We start from the raw sequence: 21,288 nt of genomic DNA on the forward strand, positions 1-21,288 counted from the left end.
CCTGGAGTTCGTGTCGTGGAAGGACCGCAAGCCCGTCGTGCCGGCGCTGCGTGCGATCTACCGGGCCAAGGACGCCGAAGCCGGCCTGTGCCGTTCTTCGCATTCCCCGAGAGGGTGCGCCGCATCATCTCCACGACGGATGACATCGACAAGCCTGATTTCGACTTTTTCGATTCCTGTTGCATTTCTTTGTTCGGCTCAAGCCTGTTTCTTCGTCCCGGCCCACAGGATTTCCCACGCGAGCGTGTCGAGACGCAGTCAAGGCTGGCCGATGCGATGACGCCACGGCCGGCTGCGAGGTTTCCAGGCCACGCCTTGACGGCGTCGAGCACGGCGCCATTCTGGAGTGGACCGAGGGCGTCGGTCGTGCCGCCAGATTTCCTTGTGCTATATTTGTCCGGCACGGACGACCACGTGGCAAAGAGTGGTGCGAGAGGATGAGAGTGCCGCCACGCAGCCGTTATAGTCGTTCCTCGTTTGTGGCGTCCGTGCGCCGCTTCGGCCCTCGTGACCGCCAATGCCGAACCATTAGCTCGTAGGCACGTTCGGCATTCTCGGCCGCGGCTTTCTCGCTGTTTCGCAACTCCTTCACGTTGTAGGCGTAACCGCGACACCGCGCTCGCCCGGCGCGCCGGCCTTGAGAGCGAGCTGCCTCTGCTTTGCCGCTGGAACGGCTTCGCCGATCGGTGTACCGCCTGGTGCGGGAAGGCCTCGCGAAGCCGGAACTTGTCCAGCGCGCGCCGCGACGACAGCTGGAGGATCGATTGATGACACTCGTCGCCGGCATTGCCATTGCCGATCCGGACCTCAGTCTGCGGGCGATCGCGACACAGCTTGAAGCGACGCGCGAGTGGACGCCGCGCGGCGGCTGGCAATGGGCGGCCTCGTCGGTCAAGCGTCTGCTCGATCGCGCCGGGCGTCTCGGTGTGACGGTGCACGAACCTGCTGACGGCTGAAACGGGCATTCGCCGCCGTTCTCCCGCCCTCCCCTTTCGTCCTGGTGTAGGGCATTGTAGGGCCGACCGCGCGCTGCGGATCGCGGCCGGCCACCGGTCAATCAGCGCCATCATTTTTTTTCGGCCGAACTCATCGGAGGCGTCCAAGATGCGGACGACCGCTCACGGCTGGTCTTCATCCGCTTCGCCATTTCACTCTTGCTGATGCCTTGTTCGGCCATGGCCTGTTCGATTTGCCAGGCCGGCACACGCTTCATCGCATGAGCGGTGGCTTCGCGGTGAAAGCCTTCCTCCTGCAAAAACGCGTCGAAGGACGAGCCCATATGCTTGCTGGTCATTGTTCGATCTCCTCTTGCCGTTTACCGGCGATGTCGGGGTCCGGTGTCGGCGTCTTCTTGGTCTTCTTCACAAAGGCATAAAGCAGAATCATCCGGCCATGCGCAAAAGATTACGCGGCCGACCCGGCCATGTGCGAGGTTGCTGCGCACTTTCCGCAACCCGCCGCCGAGTGATCGGCATACTGCATCCCGACGGGGCTACCGAACTCGACTGTGGCGATGTCGAAGCCAACCGTCTTTCGATCCGCTTCGGACAGCGACTTCAGCCAGTATCTGACGGGCTCAGCGCCATTTGCCGTGCGGTAAAAGACCGCCGGCATCCGCTTCAATCCATCAGTCATTCTGTACCATGAGCGATGCGCTGTCTCGCATAAGGTACATTCTTGTCAATGGCAGCCGACTGGAGCCGCCGACCCCCAAGGCGGGCTCGTCAGCCTTGCACTCGATTTCGTCCGCCAAATCAGGATACATTCGCTTGAGAAAGAGTCCGAACGAATCAGGATGGGTGGATCGTGAGAACAGGTAACCGCGCGCAGTCCGCCGATTTCAATTGAATGACGGCGCAAGTCCCCGACCAATCCCCCGAAACCGATGTTTCCGGCACGGACGACCTGCCGGATATCATCGACGTGGTGAGGGAAATGGGCCGCCCGGCGCCCCCTGCCCCGCCCCCCGCTCGCCGGCGCATCTCGAATCTCTGGTCAAAACAGCCAAGGATTACGCCAAGAACGCCAGCTCCGAAAACACGCGCGACGCCTACGCCAAGGATTGGCGCCATTTCTCCGCCTGATGCCGGCGCAACGGTTTTGAACCCCTGCCTCCGGCGGTGCAAACAATCGGGCTTTACATCAGCGCCTGCGCCGCTGGCGATGCCAAGCGCGGCATCCCTCCCCTCTCGGTCGCGACGATCGAGCGGCGGCTTTCCGGCCTCGCCTGGAATTTTACCCAGCGCCGCGTGCCAATGGATCGCTCCGATCGGCATATTTCCACCGTGCTCGCCGGCATTCGCAGAAAACACGCCATGCCGCCGCGGCAGAAAGAGGCCGTGCTCGGTGACGACATCAAGGCGATGATCGCCACGCTCGGCCATGATCTGCGCGGGCTGCGCGACCGCGCCATCCTGCTGCTCGGCTTCGCCGGCGGCCTGCGCCGCTCAGAAATCGTTGGGCTCGACGTCGTCCGCGACGACAACGGCGACGGTGCCGGCTGGATCGAGATTTTTGCCGACAAGGGCGTGCTGGTGACGCTGCGAGGAAAAACCGGCTGGCGCGAGGTCGAAGTCGGCCGTGGCTCCAGCGATTTGTCTTGCCCCGTCGTTGCGCTGGAGACCTGGATCAGGCTGGGCCGCATCGGGAGAGGCCCGCTTTTCCGGCGCATCTTCAAGGACAACAAGACCGTCGACGTCGAGCGACTGTCCGACAAGCACGTCGCCCGTCTGGTCAAGCAGACGGCGCTCGCCGCCGGCGTTCGCGCCGATCTGCCGGAGGGGGAACGCGCGCTGCTGTTTTCAGGGCACTCCCTGCGCGCCGGCCTTGCCTCGTCGGCCGACATTGAGGAGCGATAGGTACAAAAACAGCTCGGCCATGCCTCGGCCGAGATGACGCGCAAATATCAGCGCCGGCGAGATCGGTTCCGGACCAACCTCACCAAGGCTTCCGGGCTTTGAAGAGCCCTGCCCTTCCCCGGTCGATCCCTAGGGTGAGGCGGTCAGGTTCTTTGAGGTGATGACAACACCTCGTCGAGCACAGCGATCGCTGCGACCAGAGTGTCGGCCGCCGACGCTTCGTAGCAGGCATGATCATCAGTTGCGCAATGGCGCGGCCGACGAATTCCGGGTTGAGCTTTTCCATCCGCTCTCTGGTGCGAGCGACGTGTTCGGGGAGCGTGCGCAGCGCGTTGACGACCTCGCCCAATTGAGACCGGGCAGCAGCAGCGATGTCGAAAATGTCACGCGGCTTGGCTTCCGATCCCCGGTAATAGACCTTCTTGGCGATAATTTCCGGAATGGTTTCAAGACGCACCGTCCTGCCTTCCACCACACAGGTTTCGAACGGCGTCGTCGTTAGCGCTCCGGCAACGATGAAGTCGATTTCGCCAATGCCTTCGAAGGCGAATTTCTGAAACCGAAGCCCATCACCCTGATAATCCGATGGCACCAGATCAAAACGCAGGCGGCTTTTGGACGGGTCGATGAAGCCGAGCAGTTGAGGGTCCTCGAGGAAAATATCGATGTCATGGCTTTCACGATGACCGATCTGGATCATCATAGCCGTGCCGCCGCCAAATGACCATTCGAAGTCTTAGCCGCCGGCATTCTCTCGAAGCTGGTCAATCAGATCGACGGCGATGCGAAAAAGCCGCCGCCATTCGGAAGGGCGCCGGCTATCCTGTTCGGCCATTAGGCAGCGAGCGGATAGCTCTCGCCGGACCAGGCGGAGAACGCAGCGGCGAAAGCTTTCAGGTCGGGGACCTGGATATGATGCACCAGAGCGAACTCGACCTGCAACGCGGGGGGACTTCACCGAGAAAGGCGCTGAAATGGCCGGGGTGCTGTTTGGCCAAATCGAGATCTGCAAGGCAATGCGCCAGCGTCGCGTCGCCCAGCTGCACGCTGTAGGGCCCGTTCACAGTCGTCAAGACGGATGCCAAATGCTTGCTCATGATGGCCGTAAGGTAGTCTTTTCGGGCCGATGACACAAGTTGCCACCTCTTTCGCCGTTGGAAATTGCGCGACGTCATCAAAGGATCGGTTATCCTGATCCTCTGTGTTTGATCTCCGCCCTCAAGAGCGCATTCTCAGGCCCTCTAATACAGGCAAAATCGCGGCAAATCGGCTACGCGCGGTTCTGTCACATTGGGCGCCGTCCTGCCTTACCGAGGCTCCTGCGCAATCTCGACGCCAGCGACGCCGGAGATGGTGCGCCTCGATCATTTGGCGTGCTCAGGCAACCACCTGATCGAGACGATCGAGGACTTCACAGCCAAGAATTCCCAGTTCCGACCACTTCGGGATCCGATCGACACCACGGCAGCGCGGGCATGTTCTTGCTGCTGACCATCGGTGCTGTGGCGTAGTTTAAGCGCGCGCTGATTCCTAACGCATCAAGGCCGTAGTCGTCGTGAAACGCCTCCCCCATGGGCACGTTCCTGGACACCCCGGTGCGTTCCTGGGAATAGACGGCGCAGCTGCCAATGAGTTTACGGCCGTAAACGACGGCGCAGAGCAATGCGTTAAGCTTTCGTTAACTTTAAAATCCTTGCAAGATCCGCAGAATCGGGCCTAAGTGCGATAAATGGGCTAATGCGGATAAATATTCGCACTTACAGGTTTCAGCTTATGAATATCGCATTCGACGCCAATGAGCCTCTTTTGGATTTTGATCAGCTGATCCTGAAGCAGGGCGCGGCGCTTTCCAGCCGCCTTGAAAAGCATCGTCTCGACAACTTTCCTCCAGACGCGGTGAAAACGCTTCGGCAGTTCCAGTTGTCCGAAGTCGCCTCCTACCTCGGAATCAGCGCTGGCTATCTCAAAAACCTATCATTGAACGGCAAAGGGCCACAGCCGACTGTAACACCAACCGGGCGCCGCTCCTATACGGCCGAGCAGATGCTCGAAATGCGTCATTACCTCGACCAGAAAGGGCGGTCGGATTCTCGCATGTATGTTCCCCACCGCAAGGATGGTGAACACCTACAGATCGTAGCTGTCGTCAATTTCAAGGGTGGCAGCGGTAAGACTACCACCACTGCACATCTTGCCCAGCATCTTGCGTTGACAGGCCATCGGGTTCTTGCAATCGATCTCGACCCGCAGGCGTCTCTGACCGCATTGCACGGTATCCAGCCTGAACTGGATCAATTCCCGTCGCTCTACGAAGCCATCCGGTACGATGAACATAAGAAACCGATTAGCGCGCTGATCCGGAAAACCAATTTTCCCGGTCTCGATATTATTCCGGCAAACCTCGAACTTCAGGAATTTGAATACGATACTCCGCTGATCCTCGCCGAAAAAGGCACCCGGGACATGGGGCGGCTGTTTTTCACGCGGCTCGATGCAGCGCTCTCCGATGTCGGAGACAAATTCGACGTCGTCGTCTTGGACTGCCCTCCCCAGCTTGGCTACCTGACCCTCACCGCCCTATCCTCTGCGACGGCGGTACTTGTAACGGTCCACCCGCAGATGCTGGACGTTATGTCGATGTGTCAGTTCTTGCTAATGCTAGGGGAAATACTCGATCCCATCAAGCGCGGCGGTGGAAACATGAGCCTTGACTGGATGCGCTATCTGGTTACCCGATACGAACCTGGCGACATCCCGCAGTCACAGATGGTTCATTTCATGCGGTCGCTGTTCGGAGGTTTTGTCCTCAAGAACGAGATGGTGAAATCCACGGCAATCTCTGACGCGGGCATCACCAAGCAGACCCTCTACGAGGTCGAGAGGGGGCAACTCACTCGGTCAACGTATGATCGTGCCGTGGAATCGCTGCATTCCGTGAACGGGGAACTGATGTCATTGATCCACAGAGCTTGGGGGAGGGCAAGCTGATGGCTAGGAAGGGTATCATGGCAGGCCTGCTGGATGAAGGCACCGATGACGAGTTTACGCCCGTAAACTCATTCGAGAACAAGGCGCCTAATGAGCAGAACAGGGACAGCGACTCCCAGCTTAACGTTGCAAACTCGATGGCTTCCAAGCCGACTAGATCCGCCGGGGCTCCCGGACGCCGTGGCGCTTTCGGAATGATGAGCCGCGCCGCCGACGAGATGGCCGCCAAGGTCGCAGCTGCCGAGGAAATCGAGAAGCAGCTACTGTCCGCCACCCAGATCATCAAACTGGACCCCGACCAGTTGGAAGCCTCGTTCGTCGTCGATCGTCTTGATGGCGATGACGATTCAAGCCTACAGGAACTGATCCAGGCCATTGCCGAAAGGGGACAGGACAGCCCGATCTTGGTACGGCCGATATCAGGTTCCGAAGGTCGGTTTCAGATCGTTTTCGGGCATCGTCGAGCCAAGGCCGCGAAAGCGCTCGGCATCAAAGTGAATGCAGCAGTCAGGCAGCTCTCCGATCAGGAACACGTGATCGCTCAAGGGCAGGAAAACACTGCTCGTGCCGATCTCTCATTCATTGAGCGGGCGCTGTTCGCAAGGAAATTGGCCGAACAGTTTGACAACGCGACGATCATGTCTTCGCTGGCGATCAATAAGACCGTTTTGTCCAAACTGCAGTCTGTAACCACCAACATCCCGGAAGCCGTGATCTACAAGATCGGAGCTGCGAGGGGAGTTGGTAGGGACAGGTGGTACGATCTATCCGTCCTCCTCAAGAGCAGCAATGTCGATGGCCTCGAACATCTGTTGGGGCAGGACAAGTTCAAGAAAGCCAGTTCCAACGACCGCTTTCTGATGGTCTTCAATCTCGCGAAGAAGGCCACCAAGACAGCCTCGACGAAGAAGCTGAAGGCGGTAGCTGCCAACTGCTGGGCTCCTAAAGACAAATCAGTCAGCATCATCACCAAATCACGTCCCAAGGATTTCTCGCTCGTGCTCACGGAAAAGGAGGCGAAGCCCTTCGGCGAGTGGATTTCAAGCAATCTGGGCGAACTTTACGAAGCGTTCAGAAAGTCGAAACAGGAGAACTGAAACCGCAAAAGAAAAAGGCCCCCGAACGTCACCGTCGCGGAAGCCCTTCTCAACCATAAGCAAGCTGAGAATCACATTTTCGCGAATCAGTGTCAAGAGTTTTAAGCGTCGATTCGGCGGACGGATTTCTTTTGCCTAATTGAAGGCGAAGGAAGAAATGGAAACGGGTATTGCAACGACGCCCTTTGGGCGCCGCCCGATGTCGCTTGCCATGTTGGCAGCGCAAAACGACTCACGTGAAATCCCCAAGGACAGGGTCGTTGAGAAATGGCAGATCTACCGCGACCTCTGCGAGGGCAAGAGCATCGTCGGCATTGGCGATCGCGCCCTGGCCGTCCTGAATGCGCTGCTTTCATTCTATCCTGACAGCGAGCTGAGTGAGGAAAACGGCCTCATCGTGTTTCCCTCGAACGCACAGCTGTCCCTTAGAGCTCATGGGATGCCCGAACCCACAGTCAGACGGCACCTGGCAGCCCTTGTGGACTGCGGGCTGATCGTCCGTCGGGACAGCCCGAACGGCAAGCGTTACGCGCGCAAGGGCAGGGGAGGCGAGATCGAGGAAGCATTTGGCTTCTCCCTGGCGCCGCTGCTGGTCCGTGCTCACGAGTTCGAGGCGGCGGCTGAGCGTGTTCGCGCCGGCAGCAGGGCGCTCAGGCTTATGCGCGAGAGAATCACTTTGCACCGCCGGGATATCCAGAAGTTGGTCGAGGCGGCGGTTGAGGAAGATGTGCCAGGCGACTGGGGAGGCCTGTGGAAGCGTTTCCGCGCCGTTGTGGAGGCAATTCCGCGCCGAGCTTCCGCTGTCGAGCTCGAGCCGATCGTGAGCGATCTGGCCGCGTTGCATGGCGAAGTGGATAAGCTGCTGGAAGTTCACATGAAATCCACGAATCCGAGCGGCAATGACTACCAAAACGAGCGGCAGCAATCTGATTCAAATACCGACTCTATTTTTGAATTTGAACCTGCTTTAGAGAAAAGCGGGTCGACGGCCGAGCCAAGGACGAGGACCGCAGAGCCCCCGAAAACCTATCCGCTAGGGCTTGTGCTGAAGGCCTGCCCGGAATTTTCGGATTATGCCGTCGACGGGATCGGCAACTGGCGCGATTTGATGATCACGGCGGCTCAGGTGCGGGGCTACCTTGGCATTTCGCCGTCGGCATATGAGGAGGCCTGCCATGTGATGGGCCAGGAGGTCGCCGCGATGGTGATTGTCTGCATTCTGCAAAGGGCACAGCACATCAACTCCGCAGGCGGCTATCTGCGGGTACTGACCGAAAAGGCGCGGGCGGGGCAGTTTTCGGTCGGACCGATGCTGATGGCGGCGCTGAAGGCCAACGGGGCAACGGCGCGGCTGACCGGATGAGTGTGTGGGTACCGGGATTTGCCGAGCGAGGGCTCAGGGTTTGATCCGCGCGATAGGGCGTAGCTGTAGCGCTTGTCCGCAAGAAAGCCCTATGCGAGGATCGAGGACATGAAAAACGAGCACGACCGGGAACCGACGCCCGATGAAACCGCCGGGATAGTGTGGTGGAACTCACTTACCGAGGCCAATCGCGCGGCTTGGCTGGCGCGGGCCGGCAGCGCCGTCCCTGCAGATGCCTGGGTGGCGTACAAGCGGCTCGGAGATGTTGAGGGTCAGCCGCGGACTATAAACTGACGGCGGTCCCTGCGGCGGCGATGAACTCTCTCGGATCTAGATCACGAGATGACTGGTTCTGCGACGAGACCAAGCCTTCGGGCTCGATGGAGCAGGTTCTTGACTGACGAAGCCGATCAATGAGCAGCTTCCCTCGGTATCCGCTCATGCAGGCACTCAAGCGGGTTCGATTCCGGACTTGAAAGCGGTCGAGAAATGCCATATCTTTTGCACAAGAAATATGACTACCTATATGGTGAAATGACTCCTATGGGCCAAGCACTCAAGATACCCGTGCAGAATGAACCTCTCGTCTTGTCCTATATGGACCGGCACGGGAAGATCGCAATCGAGCAGGTCGCGGATGGTTTTGGCATGTCCAAGGGCCAGTTGGCCCAGACCGCCGGTCTTGCTCGCGAGACCCTCTACCGGTCTGAGCGCAGCCGGACGGTAAAGACACAGGGACGTCTGCGTGAAATGCTTGAGGTCATCAGCCGCGTGACGGACTGGGCGGGCGGCAAGGAACAGGCGATGGCCTGGTATCGGGCTCAGCCGCTTCCGGCATTCGGCGGGCGCACCGCTGAAGCGCTGGTGAAGGAGGGCAAGGCCGCTGCGGTCCGCGATTATCTCGATCATATCGCCCTGGGTGGCTTTGCTTGAGGTTTGCCGCAACCTTTTACAGGGCGCATGATCCACGTTGGGCATTCAAGCCGACTTCCGGTGATGGAGCGGCGATCCGGGGTGCCCGCTTCAATCCCAAGGGTGTGCCGGCGCTCTATCTGGCGCTGACCGTCATGACAGCGGTCAAGGAAGCCAACCAGGGTTTCGCGCATCGGATCGACCCTTGCGTGCTGTGCTCCTACGAAGTCGATTGCGACGACGTTGCGGACCTGACGATAGAACCGGCGAGGGGAGAATTCTCCATCACTGTTGAGGACATGGCCTGCGCCTGGGCGACGGCTCTCAGCGATGGAAATCGCCCAGCGTCATGGTCCATTTATGACCGGCTGCGCCCTCGAGGCATTGCCGGTATTCTGGTTCCGAGTTTTGCTCCCGGTGCCGAGACCGAGGATCGCAACCTGGTGCTTTGGGACTGGGGTCCGCGTCTTCCGCACAAGGTAACTGTATTCGACCCGAGCGGCCGGCTGCCAAAGGACCAGCTGTCCTGGCGATGAAGAATTCGCGAAGGGCAGGGACGTTTTCGGCTGCCGCGCCGCACGCGACGCTTTTCGGGGCGATATCAGTCACCGACCTCGATCGAATTGTGATCGCACCACGTCCGCAACGCTCTTTCTTCCGCATTCGCTTCGAAAGCGTACCACCGATCAAGTGCACCCCTTTGCTGCAACAGATCCTTGAATCTTGCGTACGCGCCTCTTTTGCTGAAGATTTCTTGAACGTCACCGACGTTGTCAGGCAGAAATTGGCGGGCGAAGTCCAGTACGAGCGGCTTGCCCAGGTCGAGTTCTTTCTTGTCAGGTATCTGGACATATTTTTCACTGTCGTCGATATCATCCGGCAATTCATCCAAATCGCCCGTGACCTCGGAATGCCAGTAGAGCGTGCCTGACTGCTTGCACAGAAAGGCCTGATGTTCTCCCGTGCCCCCAGAGCTGACGAATCCGAAAGCTAACTCTATGTCTTTGAAGCTGACAGGCATTGTCGTTCGGTGCCCCCTATGGAGTGGCGTGGAGTCAACGCATCAGAGATGGCATCATGAGCTGTCTCGAGCATGCCCCGCCGCGTGTGGCTCGGCGATGACGAAGCCGCTCGCGAGCGCGCCCTCAACAGCGCTGTAGCGAGCGAGCGGCGTAGCGGCGGTCATCGATTTTTTCCGGCTGGGTCGGGTTGCTCACACAAACCTGTTTCGAAGGACCCACCGATGACCAACGACATGATGAACCGGCGCACGCTCGTGGTGAAGACCCCGCATGCGTATTATTTTATTGCGCGCGATGACCGGCTTTGCCGCCGAGCGGCGGATAGCGATGGAGGTCGGCGCCGCAACCGGCAGTCCCCAGGGTCTCTAAACGATGAGTCTTGCCGCCCTTCCAAGCGTCCGCTCGGCGTCATTGTAAAAATTCGAGGCTTGCTGGACGGAGCGGTGCTGCGACTGCTGCATGGCTTCGGGCAGCGGAATGCCGCGGCGGGCGGCTTCGGTGAGGTAGCCGGAGCGCAGGCCGTGGGCGGAAAAGTTTTTCCGATCGAACCCGGCCTCGGCGACGCGGCGCTTGAGGATCAGATTGACGGCCTGCGGCGTCAGGGCGCGTTTTTCGAGATTGCCCCAACGGTCGATGCCGCGAAACACGGCACCTTCAGTGATGCCGGCGCGCTCGAGCCACGACTGCAGCACCGTCACCGGCCGGCCAACAAGCAGCACGAAAGCGTCGCCGTCGGCTTGTGTCGTCTTTGTCCGGCCGAGCCGGATCGACAGGCACGGCAGCTTTTCGCCGTCGGGATTCTTCGGATCGGCCGGCACCGGATCTTCCTCGACCAGCTGTTCGACGCGCAGAGCAGAAACCTCGCTGCGGCGCCGGCCGCCGGAGGCGAAGGCGGTGATGAGTAGGGCGCGGTCGCGCGCGTCGACGAGACGGTCGCCGGCGCAGATGTTGAGCAGGGCCGCCAAAATATCGGCGGTCACCGCCTTTTTGCTCTTGCGGCCCCGGGGGCGGGCGCTGGCACGCACCGCGAGTTTGATGGCGCTACGCAGACCCGGCGCATTGAATTTTCCCTTCAGGCCACGCCAGCCGGTCAGCGTCGACCAGCTCGACAGACGCCGGCGCACGGTGTTGGGCGCGTGCGGTCCGTCGACCCGCAACAGGCATTGCGCCTTCAGCGCCGCTGCCACCTCTTCGGGCATGCCATGCGACACATCGGTTTCCCGTTTGGCCGGATCCCAGAGATGATGGGCGACGAATTTTATCAAGAGCGCGTCCGGCGCGGGCCAGGGGAGCGAAAAACCGGTCGCGGCCAGCGACCAGGCTTCGAGGTAGCCGAGGTCGGAGGCCAGCGCCCGCAGCGAATTCTCGCCGATACCTTCCTTGGCCAGATGGCGCAGAGTCTCGACATCGTCGTCGGTGAGGATGTCGGCCAAAAAGTCGCGGCGGTCGAACGGCAGCACGGACTCCAGCGCATCGAGCGCCTCGGCGCGTCGCAGTTTTTGGTCGGATGCGGGCTTTGGCAGGCGAAGGTCCATGACGCCCCTCAGAACAAATAGGGCCGGTCGACCCAGGCGAGCAGCACAGCGGCATCGCGGTCTGGCAAACGCAAGCGTCCTCGGCGCAGGCCTTCAGCGATCGCATCGCCGACGTCGGGATCGACCCAGTGCCCGTGCGTCATGAGAAAAAACCAGGCGAAGGGCAGGCCGACTTCTTCGTCGATCGCTTCGATCCGCTCCATCAGCCGGTGCACCGAAATACCCTCTTCGGCCAGCAGCCGCTCGGCCGGATGTTTCAGTGGTCGCGGAATAAACCCGATCTCGCGTTTTTGGCCGGGACCCTCAAAATCGTGGATGTCGAACGCCCAGTGGTCAAAGATGCGTGCAGCTGCGGGGCTGGATCGCGCCCAGTCGGCAAAAAAGCGGTTTTCACGCGACACGAAATCGAACCAGTCCGGGTTGGCGTCCAGGAACGGCGTGTCCCGCGCGCCGTCCGGACCGATCTCGCGGATAGTGCGGGCCTTAAGCTCCGGGGGCTGTGCTTCGCGTTGCTCGCGTTCGATGCGGGCGCGGCGCGCCAAAAAACTGCGCATGTGGACGATGCCGCCGCCGGTGCGGCCGCGCAGCCGGTAGACCGGTCCGGCGAGCTGATGCGCCTCAGCAGCGGACTCGCGAGAAACCCAGGTCGGTTCGAAGAGATGGTCGACGCTATTGGGTCGGTAGTCGGGATCGACTACGGGGCCGGCCAGGACCTCGATCTCGCGGCCGAGCGAGAGCTGGACGAAGTCGGCGACGCCCGGACCGGTCGGAGCAAAGGCGAAGGCGCTGGTGCCGCGCCATTCGGTGAATTTTTCTCCGCTCTCGCGATGCCGGTTCCAGAAGGCGGTGAGGTCGCCGCCGACATCGGCCAGTGCGCGCTCGACCCAGGCGCGATGGTCGCCGAGGCGCGTGCCGTCGGCAGCGACGACAGCATGAGGGTTGCACCAGTAGGGGTCGTCGATCCGCGCGACGGTAAAGGCGAAGCCCGCAAAGGCCTTGTTGAGGGCCGGGGCGAGCTCGGCGTCGGCCGACCGCGGCTGCAGAGCGGCGAGCACGGTTTCGACGGAAGCGGGGTCGGGCAGGCGGACGGGTTTTTGCTCGGACATGCCGGTTGCCTTTCTATCGGCCGGGAAAGACCCGTCCAGAACGCCGGCCGCACGACGCCGGCGGCCGTCATCTGCACGATTCTGGCTGATTTGCGCAGTGAGATCAATCACTATCGATAAGAGGTGATTATCGATAGTGAAACTCCCGCCAGAGAAAATCCCACACGAGTCAACCTAACATCAAGATAGCTTGACTATGGCGAATCAACTATCATGAAACCAATGGCTTACACGCTCGACAAACTGCCCTTGGAAACCCTGATAGGACCGGTTGCCCGCGCCACTGTCGGTTTTACTTCCCGATTTCAATTGAAGCGCTAAGGTGAAAATCCCACCCTGCCGGGCCGCTATTCGACGGCCGAAAACGGGGGGAGGGGGCTTTGCTACAGTCCCGACGCCTTGGTGAGATTGACGCGAAAGCGATCGCGCCGGCGCTGATACTTGCGGGTCATCTCCGCGCTGGTGTGACCAAGCTGCTTCTGGACGTAGCGCTCGTCGACCTCGGCAGAGGACGCCAGGCCGGCGCGCAGCGAATGGCCGGCAAACATCATTCCGCGTTCGCCTTCGGGCAGATCGCCGCGCACGCCCGCTGCCAGCGCGGTCCGCTTGACGAGGCGGGCGACCTCTTGGTCGTTGAGCCGATCGGCGCCGACGGCCTTGCCCTGGCCGATGACACGCCGGAACAGGGGACCGTGCGCGATGCGCGCCAGCTTGAGCCAGGTCTGCAGCGCCACCACAGGGCAGGTTGTGTCGGACGAGCCTCGCCCGATTTCGACCTCGCGCCAGCCGGTCTTGCCGCGCAGGCGCAACAGCATGCCCTTGTCGAGGATTTCGATCCAGCCGGAAGAATCCTCGGTCTGGTCGCGGCCGCAATCCAGGCCGACAACCTCGGAACGGCGCAGGCCGCCGGCAAAGCCGAGCAGCAGCATGGCCCGGTCGCGCAGGCCGCGCAGGGTGCCTCGCTCGAGCGTTTCCAGCATGGCGATCAGATCCTCGGGCATCACCGCCTCCTTCTGCCGGGGCGGGGCGGCGTGCTTGTTGCGGATGCCGGCCATGACCGTGGCGATATGGCGATCCTTCCTGTCCAGCGGCTGGCCACGCTGCGCATAGTTCCACGTCAGCGAGGAGAGCCTGCGTTCGATCGTCGAGACGGAATTGGGTTTCTTGTCGCCGGTCGCCTTTCCGGAGGCGCATGCGGTGATGTAGAGCCCGACAACCTGGGGATCGGGCGGAAACATCTCGACGCCTTGGCGCCGGCACCAGCTCGCAAACTGCTTCCAGTCCGAGGCGTAGGCGCGGCGGGTATTGGCCGAGCTCGCCGCTTCGACATAATCGCGGGCGCGATCAGCCAGCGCGTCGAGATGCGCCGGCAGGCGGGAATTGGCGACGGCCGGAAGAGGGGAGGGGGCTTCGGCCAGCGTCTCTTCAGGCGTTGCGCCCATCTCCATGACGACGTCGATGATGTCCGGCAGGTCGCCATCGGTCTCGGCCGACACCTGCGCGGTCGAAACATGATCCGCCGACCCTGCACTGTGGGACGGTCCGGAAGGTCGCTCGGCGTGATTTTTGGGCTTCTGCTCGATGAAAACCGTCATTCCTTATATAAAGACGAAAACGACGGATAATGCAATTTTATCGCTCGTTTTATCCAATCGACAGGCGCGGCGTTTTTTACCCATTTTCGTTGCCAAAACCGCCGCCGTGATTCATCCTGCTGACGATGATTCTGCGCCCGAAATCCTCTCCGCGCCATCAAGGTCCGATGCTCGCCGCCGCAGCGGCCGCTCCCCCCGTCCCGCTGCCGGGATGGCTGCGCCGCGCCGTTCCCGACGCGCAAAGCCCTGCCGCGCAAGGGCCTGGGCCAAATGCCCTGGAGGACATCGCGATCACCGCCGGCGCCGCCATCGGCGCGCTCGACGCGGTGGTTCGTCGGCAGGAGCGATGGGCCGGCGCATGGCGGCAACGGCTGGCGCTCGCCGCCGCGGCGGTGGCGACCAGGCAGGCCGGGCGTGTCGAGGACGAAGCGGGTCTGCGCGATGCCGTGCTGCTCACGCGTCCGGGCGACGATGTTGGTCCGGCCGGCCGCATGCTGTTGGCCTGGCGCTGGCTGGCCACACTGCCCGCGGAGAAGCTTCTGACTGAAGCGAGCATCGCCGGCGTGCTCGAGGCCCTGGGTCTCGCTCGGGATGACGAGACGACGAACGACCTGACCGACGAGCTTCGGCAGCTTGCGGAGACGGAAGGTGCTGTCGGAATGCTGATCGGCGCCTTTGCGGCAGTCGAGCGGCGCGGCCTTCCAAGCACCATCGGATGCTGGTTCGCAGACGCCATGCTCGCGCAGCGGCTGGGCTGGAAGCACGCCGTGCCGCTGCTCGGTGGCGAAGCTGCCGGCGCAAATGGTTCCGATCGGCGGCGGCGCGCGGCGACCGTCCTTGCGCCGAGAGGCATCGAGGCGGTCCCCGAGCGCGCGAAGACTTTGCTCGCCGCGCAGGCGCGGGCGGCGTTACGCGCCGTCGACCAGTCGGCCGACATCGGGCGCTGGGCTGACCGCCTGATCGCCGTGGCGCCCGGTCTTCGCGCCCGAGGCGCAGACATCGTCGTCGATCGGCTTTTGTCGGACGACGCCATTGTGGCGTCGGCAAAGATTGCCGGCATGAGCGACCGCAGCCTGCGCCGCTTGTTCGAGCGGCTGGTCGAACTCGGCGCTGTCCGCGAACTTTCCGGCCGCCCGACTTTCCGCATCTACGGGCTGTGACGGCGATGGCGGAGAGTGCGGCGAGGCGACGAAAAAGTGAGCAAGGAGGCGAAGGCCTCTTCGACCGCGAGCTCGACCATCTGCCACCGGAGGCGCGCTGGCGTGAATGGATGAACCGCGTCGAGGCAACTATTTTTGCTGCCAGCGAGCCGGTCGGCCGCGAGACGCTGGCGCGGATCGTCGGCAAGACTTGCAGCATCGATCTTCTCATCGACGACATCCGCGACGAGCTGCGTGGCCGGCCCTATGATCTGGTGGCGGTCGCCGGCGGCTGGAAGCATCTGACGCGGCCGGCCTATGCCGACGCCATCCGCAGTGCATTTGGCACGGCCACCGGCGGGAGCGGGCATGCCAAAGACCTCACGCAAACCGAAGTGCTGGTGCTGATGTGCATCGCCTACTTCCAGCCGATCACCCGCGCCGAACTGTCCTCCTTCTTCGGCAAGGAGATCAGCCGCGACCTGATCGGCAATCTGCGCAGCTTTGGCTTCATCGCCTCTGGCCCGCGCGCGCCGCAGCCGGGCGCCCCCTATACCTATGTCACCACCCAGGCGTTCCTGCTTGAGTTCGGGCTCGACACGCTGCGCGATCTTCCCGACTTCGGGGCGCTCGAGGACGCTGGCCTGCTCTCGAAGGAAAAGCTGCTGGCGGGCGACATCATGCCGGGGTTCGCCGATGACGGCGACCCTGGTGCCGTCATGGACGAATAGTACCCGCGCCAGGACTGCCACCGATCATCAGGGTTGTGGAACTCGGAGCCTGCGGTGACGCTTTGACGTGGTTCGATCACCGGCCACGCGCAGATAGGCCGTCAGCACGTCGGCAAGACCAGCACAGGGCTGTGGTGGGCACATGGATCTCGGCCTCGTCTGATGCTTGCCCAGGAAGTCGGCGAAGCGGGCAATCAATTCGTCATGGCCGCCCGCCGCCAAGATTATCCGACGCCGATGCGCGACTGCGGCGTCCTCGTGTGTCACAAGCCAGTCCAAACGTTTTGCCGCGAGCTGATTGAAGCAGCGAATGCGTGCGGCGGTCGAGAGATTCGTAAGGGTTCCCCCCAGGCCGATATCGGCGCCGACGGGTGCGCGTAGCACGCGCGAGACAACATCGATGGTTGCCGCCGAATCCGTTGCCGATTCCACCCGGCATATATCCGCGATCGCGCGTTCCAGCCGACGTGCGGCCGCGTTGACCCCTGCCTTTGGGGCAGCCCGCAGATCGAAGCCGCACCGTGCGCAGAAATGCTGAGGGACAAGCTCGACCTGGTCGAACGACACAATTGCGGTGCGGCAAGCGGGACATCGATCTCGAAGGCCGCAGCCATGCGCGGAGCAGGAGATTCGCGACGCCAGGCGCCACCGCCGCCGGAAATAGGGCGCCTCGTCGCTGGCGAGGCAGAGAGGACAATACTGCATCCAGCTCGAACGGTTCCGGTGGACGTTCTCGCGCAATGGCAGCAGGAGTGGCGTCAACGCCGGTTCAGCCATTGCCATTGCCGATATCGTTTCCTGACGAACGTTCGTCCGATCGGCCAGCAGGGCGGCTGCCTCCCGCGGAAGCTGGAGATCGAGACGGGGCGACCACATCCCTTCACCCAGCCCGAGGGCGCTGGCGAACGACCGCGGCGCGATGCCGTTCGCGAGGGCAAGGCGGTGGAGCCAGCTCGACAAAAGCTCGTCCGGCTGCGGGTCAACGGAAACAGGCCACCGATCCCGAACGACATCCCTGTAACGCTCGCGGATCTCGATGGCCAAAGCGCCGCCGGTCACAGCAGTTCGTTGCGCAGCGGCGCCCGGCGGCGCTTCGAGACGGGAATGTAGTGTAGCGCCTCGAGGCCTGATTTCGTGATGCGCTCGGCGCCCAACCTTGCCGCGGCCACGGCCGCCGCGGTGACGATCGCCACGATCTCGCCGATCAAACCTTCGGAAAGCTGGAAAATCGTTCGTGCCAACGGTTCATCGGAGAGATCGGAAGCACGCGCGAGAGGCAACACGCCCTCGAGGCTGTCGAGGAGTGTCAGGAACTCTTCGCCGTATTGCCACCGCGGTACGGCCTGCAGCTCGAACCTGCTCGCCATCTCGCTGGTCTCGTTTATGAAATCGTAGACGGCGACCTCGCCGATCAGGACCGGGGAGATGTCGAACTGACGGCCGATCCGCCTGAGGAAGGCAAGAACCGCCTCGACGTCGCGAGCCCGGCCACGCAGGGCATTGTGGAATTCGTCGAAAATGAGGATCCTGGGCTTCAGGCTGCCAAGCAGATGATCGATCTGCTCAGCCTTGCGGCCGATATCCCGATTGTTGCCGACCGGCGCGCGCAGCGCCTGCAGAATGCTTCCATAAAAGTGCGCAAGGCCGGCCCCCTCGCGCGTCTGAACCACCCATACCCGCTGCCGCTCGGCGGCTCTCAGGCGTTCCACGGCAAATCGTTCCGCGATCATCGTCTTACCGTTGGCATAGGGTCCGACCAACATCAGCCCTCGCGTCCGCAACGCCGGCGGCCGGGCGAGCAACTCGGCAAGACGCTCATGCGCCTGCAGCGCCACCTGATGCCCGACCCATCGCGGCGCCAGGATGTAGGCGATCCGCTCTTCCATGCTTTGGTCGAGATACGGACGAACGTGGTCGAGCAAATGGTCCGCCACGTCACCAGTCCTCGACCGCCAGACGGCGCTTCTGGCGTACCGGATGCTCGGCGGGTGCCGGCGTCGCCGGGCGCATCGCCTCATAGGGTTTGGGCGCTTCGGCTGCGTGCGCCCGGCGGACCGCATTGCGCACGTCCGCCTTTGAAAGTTTCTGCCTGCCAGCGATTTCCGCAATCCGGCGGCGCAGCGTCACCTTCTCGACGTCCGACCGAGCGTTTGCGGCACGTCGGCAAACACGATCACCTTCATGTTCCCACAGTGTGATCGGTGTAGTGAGCCCGTCTCTTCTCGCCACCGGCCGGAACTCGCGTGTGTCGGGATCCCGGATGTAAATGTGGCTGATGTCGCGAGGGTCATATCTCATCTCGAGCCGGCCCAGACGGTCCCGCCGCGGGACGAGACTGCCTAGCCATGGTGAAAAATAGTCCAGCGCGAACTTGCTGACGCCCTGCGGCGAGATGCGCCTCTCCGCCCCAGGCATGAATGCCAGCAGGACCCGCATGGGATCATCGTCGAAGCGGGGCAAATCGTGCGCCAGCCGGTTCCATTCTGTCGCCGGTACCTTCAAAGTCTTTGCGTTCTCCTGCAGATTATGATCGATCACGGCGAGCGCGACGCACCGCTCGAGATCGGCGAAGCTGAGACGGGCTCGCCGCTGCGCGGGGTATTCGTCACGGTCCGCCACGGATCATCCCGTCGAGCCGGGTTGCGTCACAAGCACGGCGTTGAGCTTCCCGAGCAGCCTTTCGACGACGCCGCCCTGGTGGACGCGGCCGCTATCCCGGTAGCGGACCCGAATACCATAGTCCTCGCATCCACGTTGGAAGGCGTTCCCTTTGAACTCCTTGGCCGAGTCGGTGACGATTAATCGTGGTCGACCGAACATCGGCCAACCATGCTCGATGCCGCGCGCGGCCAACCACGCCTCCCTCGGACACATGGCGTGCGCCAGGCAGAGCGCGACCGATAGCCCCGACGGCTTCTCGAGGGTGAGGCAGATGCCGAGAATGCAGCGGGTCGCCACGTCGGTGACGATCGTGAGATATGCCCGGCCAATGAACGTTCCGCCTCCGTCGACGACCTCCACGAAGTTGATGTCGGTCGGCGTGTGATCGATCTGGCAGACATCCAGTGGTCGCGCCGCATGAATGTATCCTGGTCGCGGTTTGAGCCGCTGAAGGTGCTTTGGGTTTGCAGATCGCTTCTTCGCAATCTCCTCGGGGCTAAACAGCGTGGGTATGCGGCGGGCTACAGTAAGATAGGAAGGAGCTGCCAGGCCGGCCTCCTCGCAGCGAGCCCGGATCTCGGCCACCGCGGGAGCGAGCGGCGGCGCCTCCAGCACCAGCCACTGCTCTCGCAACGTTGTTGCGACGATCGTCTCGATGCCTTGATCAAGGCGCTTCTTGCGGCTGCCATCCAGCCGAGGCAGCAGCGACGTCACAGTTCGATCGATGCGATAGCGCGCCAGCAGATTGTAAATCTGGCGGGTGGAGAGACGCAGCTCAGCCGAGGCTCGCTCGATTGCCGCCCGGCGCGGTCCAAGATCGTCGAGAATTTTGTCGAGCTCGCGCGCGACACGACGTGCCGCCAACCGTGTTTCATCAGATCGCGATGAGCCAGGAGTGGCTTTTCGGTTGTGCATGGGGCGTGGCAAATCGAGCGTCAGTGAAATCGTTAGCGAAAAACTAAGCCCGTCCTAGCGCCCAAACCTAACCGGCATATGACGTTCGGGCGTTTGAAATCGGGAAGTAAAAGCGACAGGGGCGTTGGTGCGTCTCGACGAGCGCATCGCCCGCTCACCGGTGCGCCAGGGTTGGATCGAGCGCTCGCACTTCCATGACGCCGCCGCCGCGCTGTGGATTGAGGGCGAACTCGTCCACCTCGAGGACCTGGTCTTCCACGACGCGCATATGGACCAGCGCACGCCAACCCACGAGCTGACGCGGGCCCACGCCGTGGTTCGCAAACGCCGCCGCATACTGTCTCAGCCGCGCGACTGGGCGTTCGGTCGCGAAGGGCTGCGCGAGCTGACTGGGCAGCAGGGCGAGATCGGAACGATCCAATCGGAAGACGATCGGGAAGGGGAGGGGAGCGTGCTGCCGGGGGCCGAGCCTCCAGTGCCGGCCAACAGCCCGGACGACGATTTGCTCGCGCAGGAGTTTGCGGAGATCGACGCCTTGCTGGCCCGATCGTCCAAGGTCCTCAGCGGCGCAGAAATGCCGCCGCGACGCCTTCCGCAGGACGACGACCGGCTGTCGGTGCTCTACGACCAGGATTGGGACGAGGCAGCCCGACTCTCCGAGTGGCGCGAAATGCTGGACCGGTCGCGGCACGTTCCCGTCGTGCTGCGCGTGGCCCTGGCGCTTGACGCTTGGAACGACATCGATGTGCTGGAACGCGGCGCCTGGGTCGGTCCGCTGCTCATGGGGGCGCTCATGCGCCAGGAAGGCTTGGCCGCCCACCACCTACCGTGCCTGCATCTCGGCGCCAAGAACATTCCGCGGGAACGGAGGCGCGCGCGCAACCGCTCCGACCGGCTGCTCGCCTGGATCGACGCGATGTACGAAGCCGCGAGCGCTGGACTGAAGGAGCACGACCGTTTGCTGCTTGCCAAGGGCCAGATGGAACGTGTGCTGCGCGGCCGCCGCGCCAGCTCGAAATTGCCCGCGTTGCTCGATCTGGTGCTGTCGCGTCCGCTCGTGTCGACCAGCATGATTCAGGATGCACTCGAGGTTTCCCGGCAGGGTGCGCTCGACCTCATCGGCGCACTCCACCTGCGCGAGATGACGGGCAGGGGGAGTTTCAGGGCGTGGGGAATCCTGTAGATCGGATACGTGTGAGGCGGCCACTCGGCTTCGCCAGCGAAGGTCAGGCCTCTCGAACTTCGGCAAGCCGCCCATCAAGGCGGTCAAGCTGGAAGTGATCGCCCTTATCCTCAGCGCGATACTCGACCTGTGCCGGCAAGAGACCGGTCGGGATAGGATTTGTTGCGAGGGGTTGTGGACCAC

15 protein-coding genes and 5 pseudogenes are annotated in these 21,288 nt (G+C 62.3%); 11 read left to right on the plus strand and 9 right to left on the minus strand.

Features of this window, described 5'->3' with window-relative positions; translation table 11 throughout:
• Both NKH60_RS24405 and NKH60_RS35185 read left to right on the plus strand, forming a co-directional pair.
• Positions 1-150, plus strand: a pseudogene (locus tag NKH60_RS24405) (IS256 family transposase); the annotation flags it as partial.
• A 617-nt stretch (positions 151-767) separates the two neighbouring features.
• Positions 768-956, plus strand: a complete 189-nt coding sequence (locus NKH60_RS35185; protein WP_502907769.1) for a hypothetical protein — start codon at positions 768-770, stop codon at positions 954-956.
• A 110-nt stretch (positions 957-1,066) separates the two neighbouring features.
• Here the strand turns inward: NKH60_RS35185 and NKH60_RS24415 are convergent, their stop codons facing one another.
• Entirely contained in the window at positions 1,067-1,294 is a 228-nt protein-coding gene (locus NKH60_RS24415) for a hypothetical protein (protein ID WP_352873600.1), read from the minus strand.
• Between the two features lie 554 nt (positions 1,295-1,848).
• Here NKH60_RS24415 and NKH60_RS24420 point away from each other — a divergent pair.
• A pseudogene (locus NKH60_RS24420) lies at positions 1,849-2,960 on the plus strand (tyrosine-type recombinase/integrase).
• Here NKH60_RS24420 and NKH60_RS24425 read toward each other — a convergent pair.
• A pseudogene (locus NKH60_RS24425) lies at positions 2,938-3,573 on the minus strand (nucleotidyl transferase AbiEii/AbiGii toxin family protein); the annotation flags it as partial. The pseudogenes NKH60_RS24420 and NKH60_RS24425 sit on opposite strands and share 23 nt — an antisense overlap.
• 1,058 nt (positions 3,574-4,631) lie before the next feature.
• On the opposite strand from NKH60_RS24425, the gene repA reads away from it, so the two are divergent.
• From repA to NKH60_RS24450, 5 genes are all read left to right on the plus strand, one after another.
• Entirely contained in the window at positions 4,632-5,846 is a 1,215-nt protein-coding gene (gene repA, locus NKH60_RS24430) for a plasmid partitioning protein RepA (protein WP_352873602.1), read from the plus strand.
• 17 nt (positions 5,847-5,863) lie between these two features.
• On the plus strand, positions 5,864-6,943 hold the full coding sequence (gene repB / locus NKH60_RS24435; RefSeq protein WP_352873604.1) for a plasmid partitioning protein RepB: 1,080 nt from the start codon (positions 5,864-5,866) through the stop codon (positions 6,941-6,943).
• A gap of 157 nt (positions 6,944-7,100) precedes the next feature.
• Entirely contained in the window at positions 7,101-8,306 is a 1,206-nt protein-coding gene (repC, locus tag NKH60_RS24440; protein WP_352873606.1) for a plasmid replication protein RepC, read from the plus strand.
• A gap of 543 nt (positions 8,307-8,849) precedes the next feature.
• Entirely contained in the window at positions 8,850-9,239 is a 390-nt protein-coding gene (locus tag NKH60_RS24445) for an antitoxin Xre/MbcA/ParS toxin-binding domain-containing protein (protein ID WP_352873652.1), read from the plus strand.
• Positions 9,236-9,754 carry an RES family NAD+ phosphorylase gene (locus NKH60_RS24450; protein ID WP_352873608.1) on the plus strand — a complete coding sequence of 173 codons (519 nt, stop codon included), beginning with the start codon at positions 9,236-9,238 and terminating at the stop codon, positions 9,752-9,754. Before NKH60_RS24445 ends, NKH60_RS24450 begins: the two co-directional genes overlap by 4 nt.
• A 65-nt stretch (positions 9,755-9,819) precedes the next feature.
• Here the strand turns inward: NKH60_RS24450 and NKH60_RS24455 are convergent, their stop codons facing one another.
• The 4 genes from NKH60_RS24455 to NKH60_RS24470 form a co-directional block, all read right to left on the minus strand.
• Positions 9,820-10,239: a hypothetical protein gene (locus tag NKH60_RS24455; protein WP_352873610.1), complete on the minus strand. Its 420-nt coding sequence runs from the start codon at positions 10,237-10,239 to the stop codon at positions 9,820-9,822.
• A gap of 366 nt (positions 10,240-10,605) precedes the next feature.
• Positions 10,606-11,775, minus strand: coding sequence for a site-specific integrase (locus tag NKH60_RS24460; protein ID WP_352873612.1), 1,170 nt, complete (start codon positions 11,773-11,775; stop codon positions 10,606-10,608).
• 8 nt (positions 11,776-11,783) lie between these two features.
• Positions 11,784-12,881 (minus strand): hypothetical protein, encoded by a 1,098-nt coding sequence (locus tag NKH60_RS24465; protein WP_352873614.1) that lies wholly within the window; start codon positions 12,879-12,881, stop codon positions 11,784-11,786.
• A gap of 383 nt (positions 12,882-13,264) precedes the next feature.
• Positions 13,265-14,476, minus strand: coding sequence for a site-specific integrase (locus tag NKH60_RS24470; RefSeq protein ID WP_352820621.1), 1,212 nt, complete (start codon positions 14,474-14,476; stop codon positions 13,265-13,267).
• Between the two features lie 167 nt (positions 14,477-14,643).
• Here NKH60_RS24470 and NKH60_RS24475 point away from each other — a divergent pair, with 167 nt between their 5' ends.
• The gene (locus NKH60_RS24475; RefSeq protein ID WP_352785644.1) at positions 14,644-15,636 is read left to right on the plus strand and encodes a DUF1403 family protein; all 993 of its coding nucleotides are present in this window, start codon (positions 14,644-14,646) and stop codon (positions 15,634-15,636) included.
• A 5-nt stretch (positions 15,637-15,641) separates the two neighbouring features.
• The gene (scpB, locus tag NKH60_RS24480) at positions 15,642-16,346 is read left to right on the plus strand and encodes an SMC-Scp complex subunit ScpB (RefSeq protein ID WP_352816350.1); all 705 of its coding nucleotides are present in this window, start codon (positions 15,642-15,644) and stop codon (positions 16,344-16,346) included.
• Positions 16,347-16,373: 27 nt separating this feature from the next.
• Here the strand turns inward: scpB and NKH60_RS24485 are convergent, their stop codons facing one another.
• The 3 genes and pseudogenes from NKH60_RS24485 to NKH60_RS24495 all read right to left on the minus strand — a co-directional run bounded on the left by NKH60_RS24485 (position 16,374) and on the right by NKH60_RS24495 (position 19,922).
• On the minus strand, positions 16,374-17,390 hold the full coding sequence (locus tag NKH60_RS24485; protein ID WP_352873617.1) for a TniQ family protein: 1,017 nt from the start codon (positions 17,388-17,390) through the stop codon (positions 16,374-16,376).
• Between the two features lie 11 nt (positions 17,391-17,401).
• On the minus strand, positions 17,402-18,280 hold the full coding sequence (locus tag NKH60_RS24490; RefSeq protein WP_352706537.1) for a TniB family NTP-binding protein: 879 nt from the start codon (positions 18,278-18,280) through the stop codon (positions 17,402-17,404).
• A 1-nt stretch (position 18,281) separates the two neighbouring features.
• Positions 18,282-19,922 (minus strand): annotated as a pseudogene (locus tag NKH60_RS24495) (TnsB C-terminal domain-containing protein).
• A 121-nt stretch (positions 19,923-20,043) separates the two neighbouring features.
• On the opposite strand from NKH60_RS24495, the pseudogene NKH60_RS24500 reads away from it, so the two are divergent.
• A pseudogene (locus tag NKH60_RS24500) lies at positions 20,044-21,105 on the plus strand (RHE_PE00001 family protein); the annotation flags it as partial.
• Positions 21,106-21,288 lie beyond the last annotated feature (183 nt).

Origin of the sequence: Mesorhizobium sp. M1006 (assembly GCF_040318825.1) — a bacterium.
Classification (GTDB): Bacteria; Pseudomonadota; Alphaproteobacteria; order Rhizobiales; family Rhizobiaceae; genus Mesorhizobium.

What these genes read in the sequence shown, in the direction of transcription:
- repB (WP_352873604.1), top strand. Translation starts at nt 5,864, where the DNA reads ATGGCAGGCCTGCTGGATGAAGGCACCGATGACGAGTTTACGCCCGTA.
- NKH60_RS24455 (WP_352873610.1), bottom strand. Translation starts at nt 10,239, where the DNA reads ATGCCTGTCAGCTTCAAAGACATAGAGTTAGCTTTCGGATTCGTCAGC.
- repA (WP_352873602.1), top strand. Translation starts at nt 4,632, where the DNA reads ATGAATATCGCATTCGACGCCAATGAGCCTCTTTTGGATTTTGATCAG.
- NKH60_RS24475 (WP_352785644.1), top strand. Translation starts at nt 14,644, where the DNA reads ATGCTCGCCGCCGCAGCGGCCGCTCCCCCCGTCCCGCTGCCGGGATGG.
- NKH60_RS24445 (WP_352873652.1), top strand. Translation starts at nt 8,850, where the DNA reads ATGGGCCAAGCACTCAAGATACCCGTGCAGAATGAACCTCTCGTCTTG.
- NKH60_RS24460 (WP_352873612.1), bottom strand. Translation starts at nt 11,775, where the DNA reads ATGGACCTTCGCCTGCCAAAGCCCGCATCCGACCAAAAACTGCGACGC.
- scpB (WP_352816350.1), top strand. Translation starts at nt 15,642, where the DNA reads ATGGCGGAGAGTGCGGCGAGGCGACGAAAAAGTGAGCAAGGAGGCGAA.
- NKH60_RS24415 (WP_352873600.1), bottom strand. Translation starts at nt 1,294, where the DNA reads ATGACCAGCAAGCATATGGGCTCGTCCTTCGACGCGTTTTTGCAGGAG.
- NKH60_RS24470 (WP_352820621.1), bottom strand. Translation starts at nt 14,476, where the DNA reads ATGACGGTTTTCATCGAGCAGAAGCCCAAAAATCACGCCGAGCGACCT.
- repC (WP_352873606.1), top strand. Translation starts at nt 7,101, where the DNA reads ATGGAAACGGGTATTGCAACGACGCCCTTTGGGCGCCGCCCGATGTCG.
- NKH60_RS35185 (WP_502907769.1), top strand. Translation starts at nt 768, where the DNA reads ATGACACTCGTCGCCGGCATTGCCATTGCCGATCCGGACCTCAGTCTG.
- NKH60_RS24465 (WP_352873614.1), bottom strand. Translation starts at nt 12,881, where the DNA reads ATGTCCGAGCAAAAACCCGTCCGCCTGCCCGACCCCGCTTCCGTCGAA.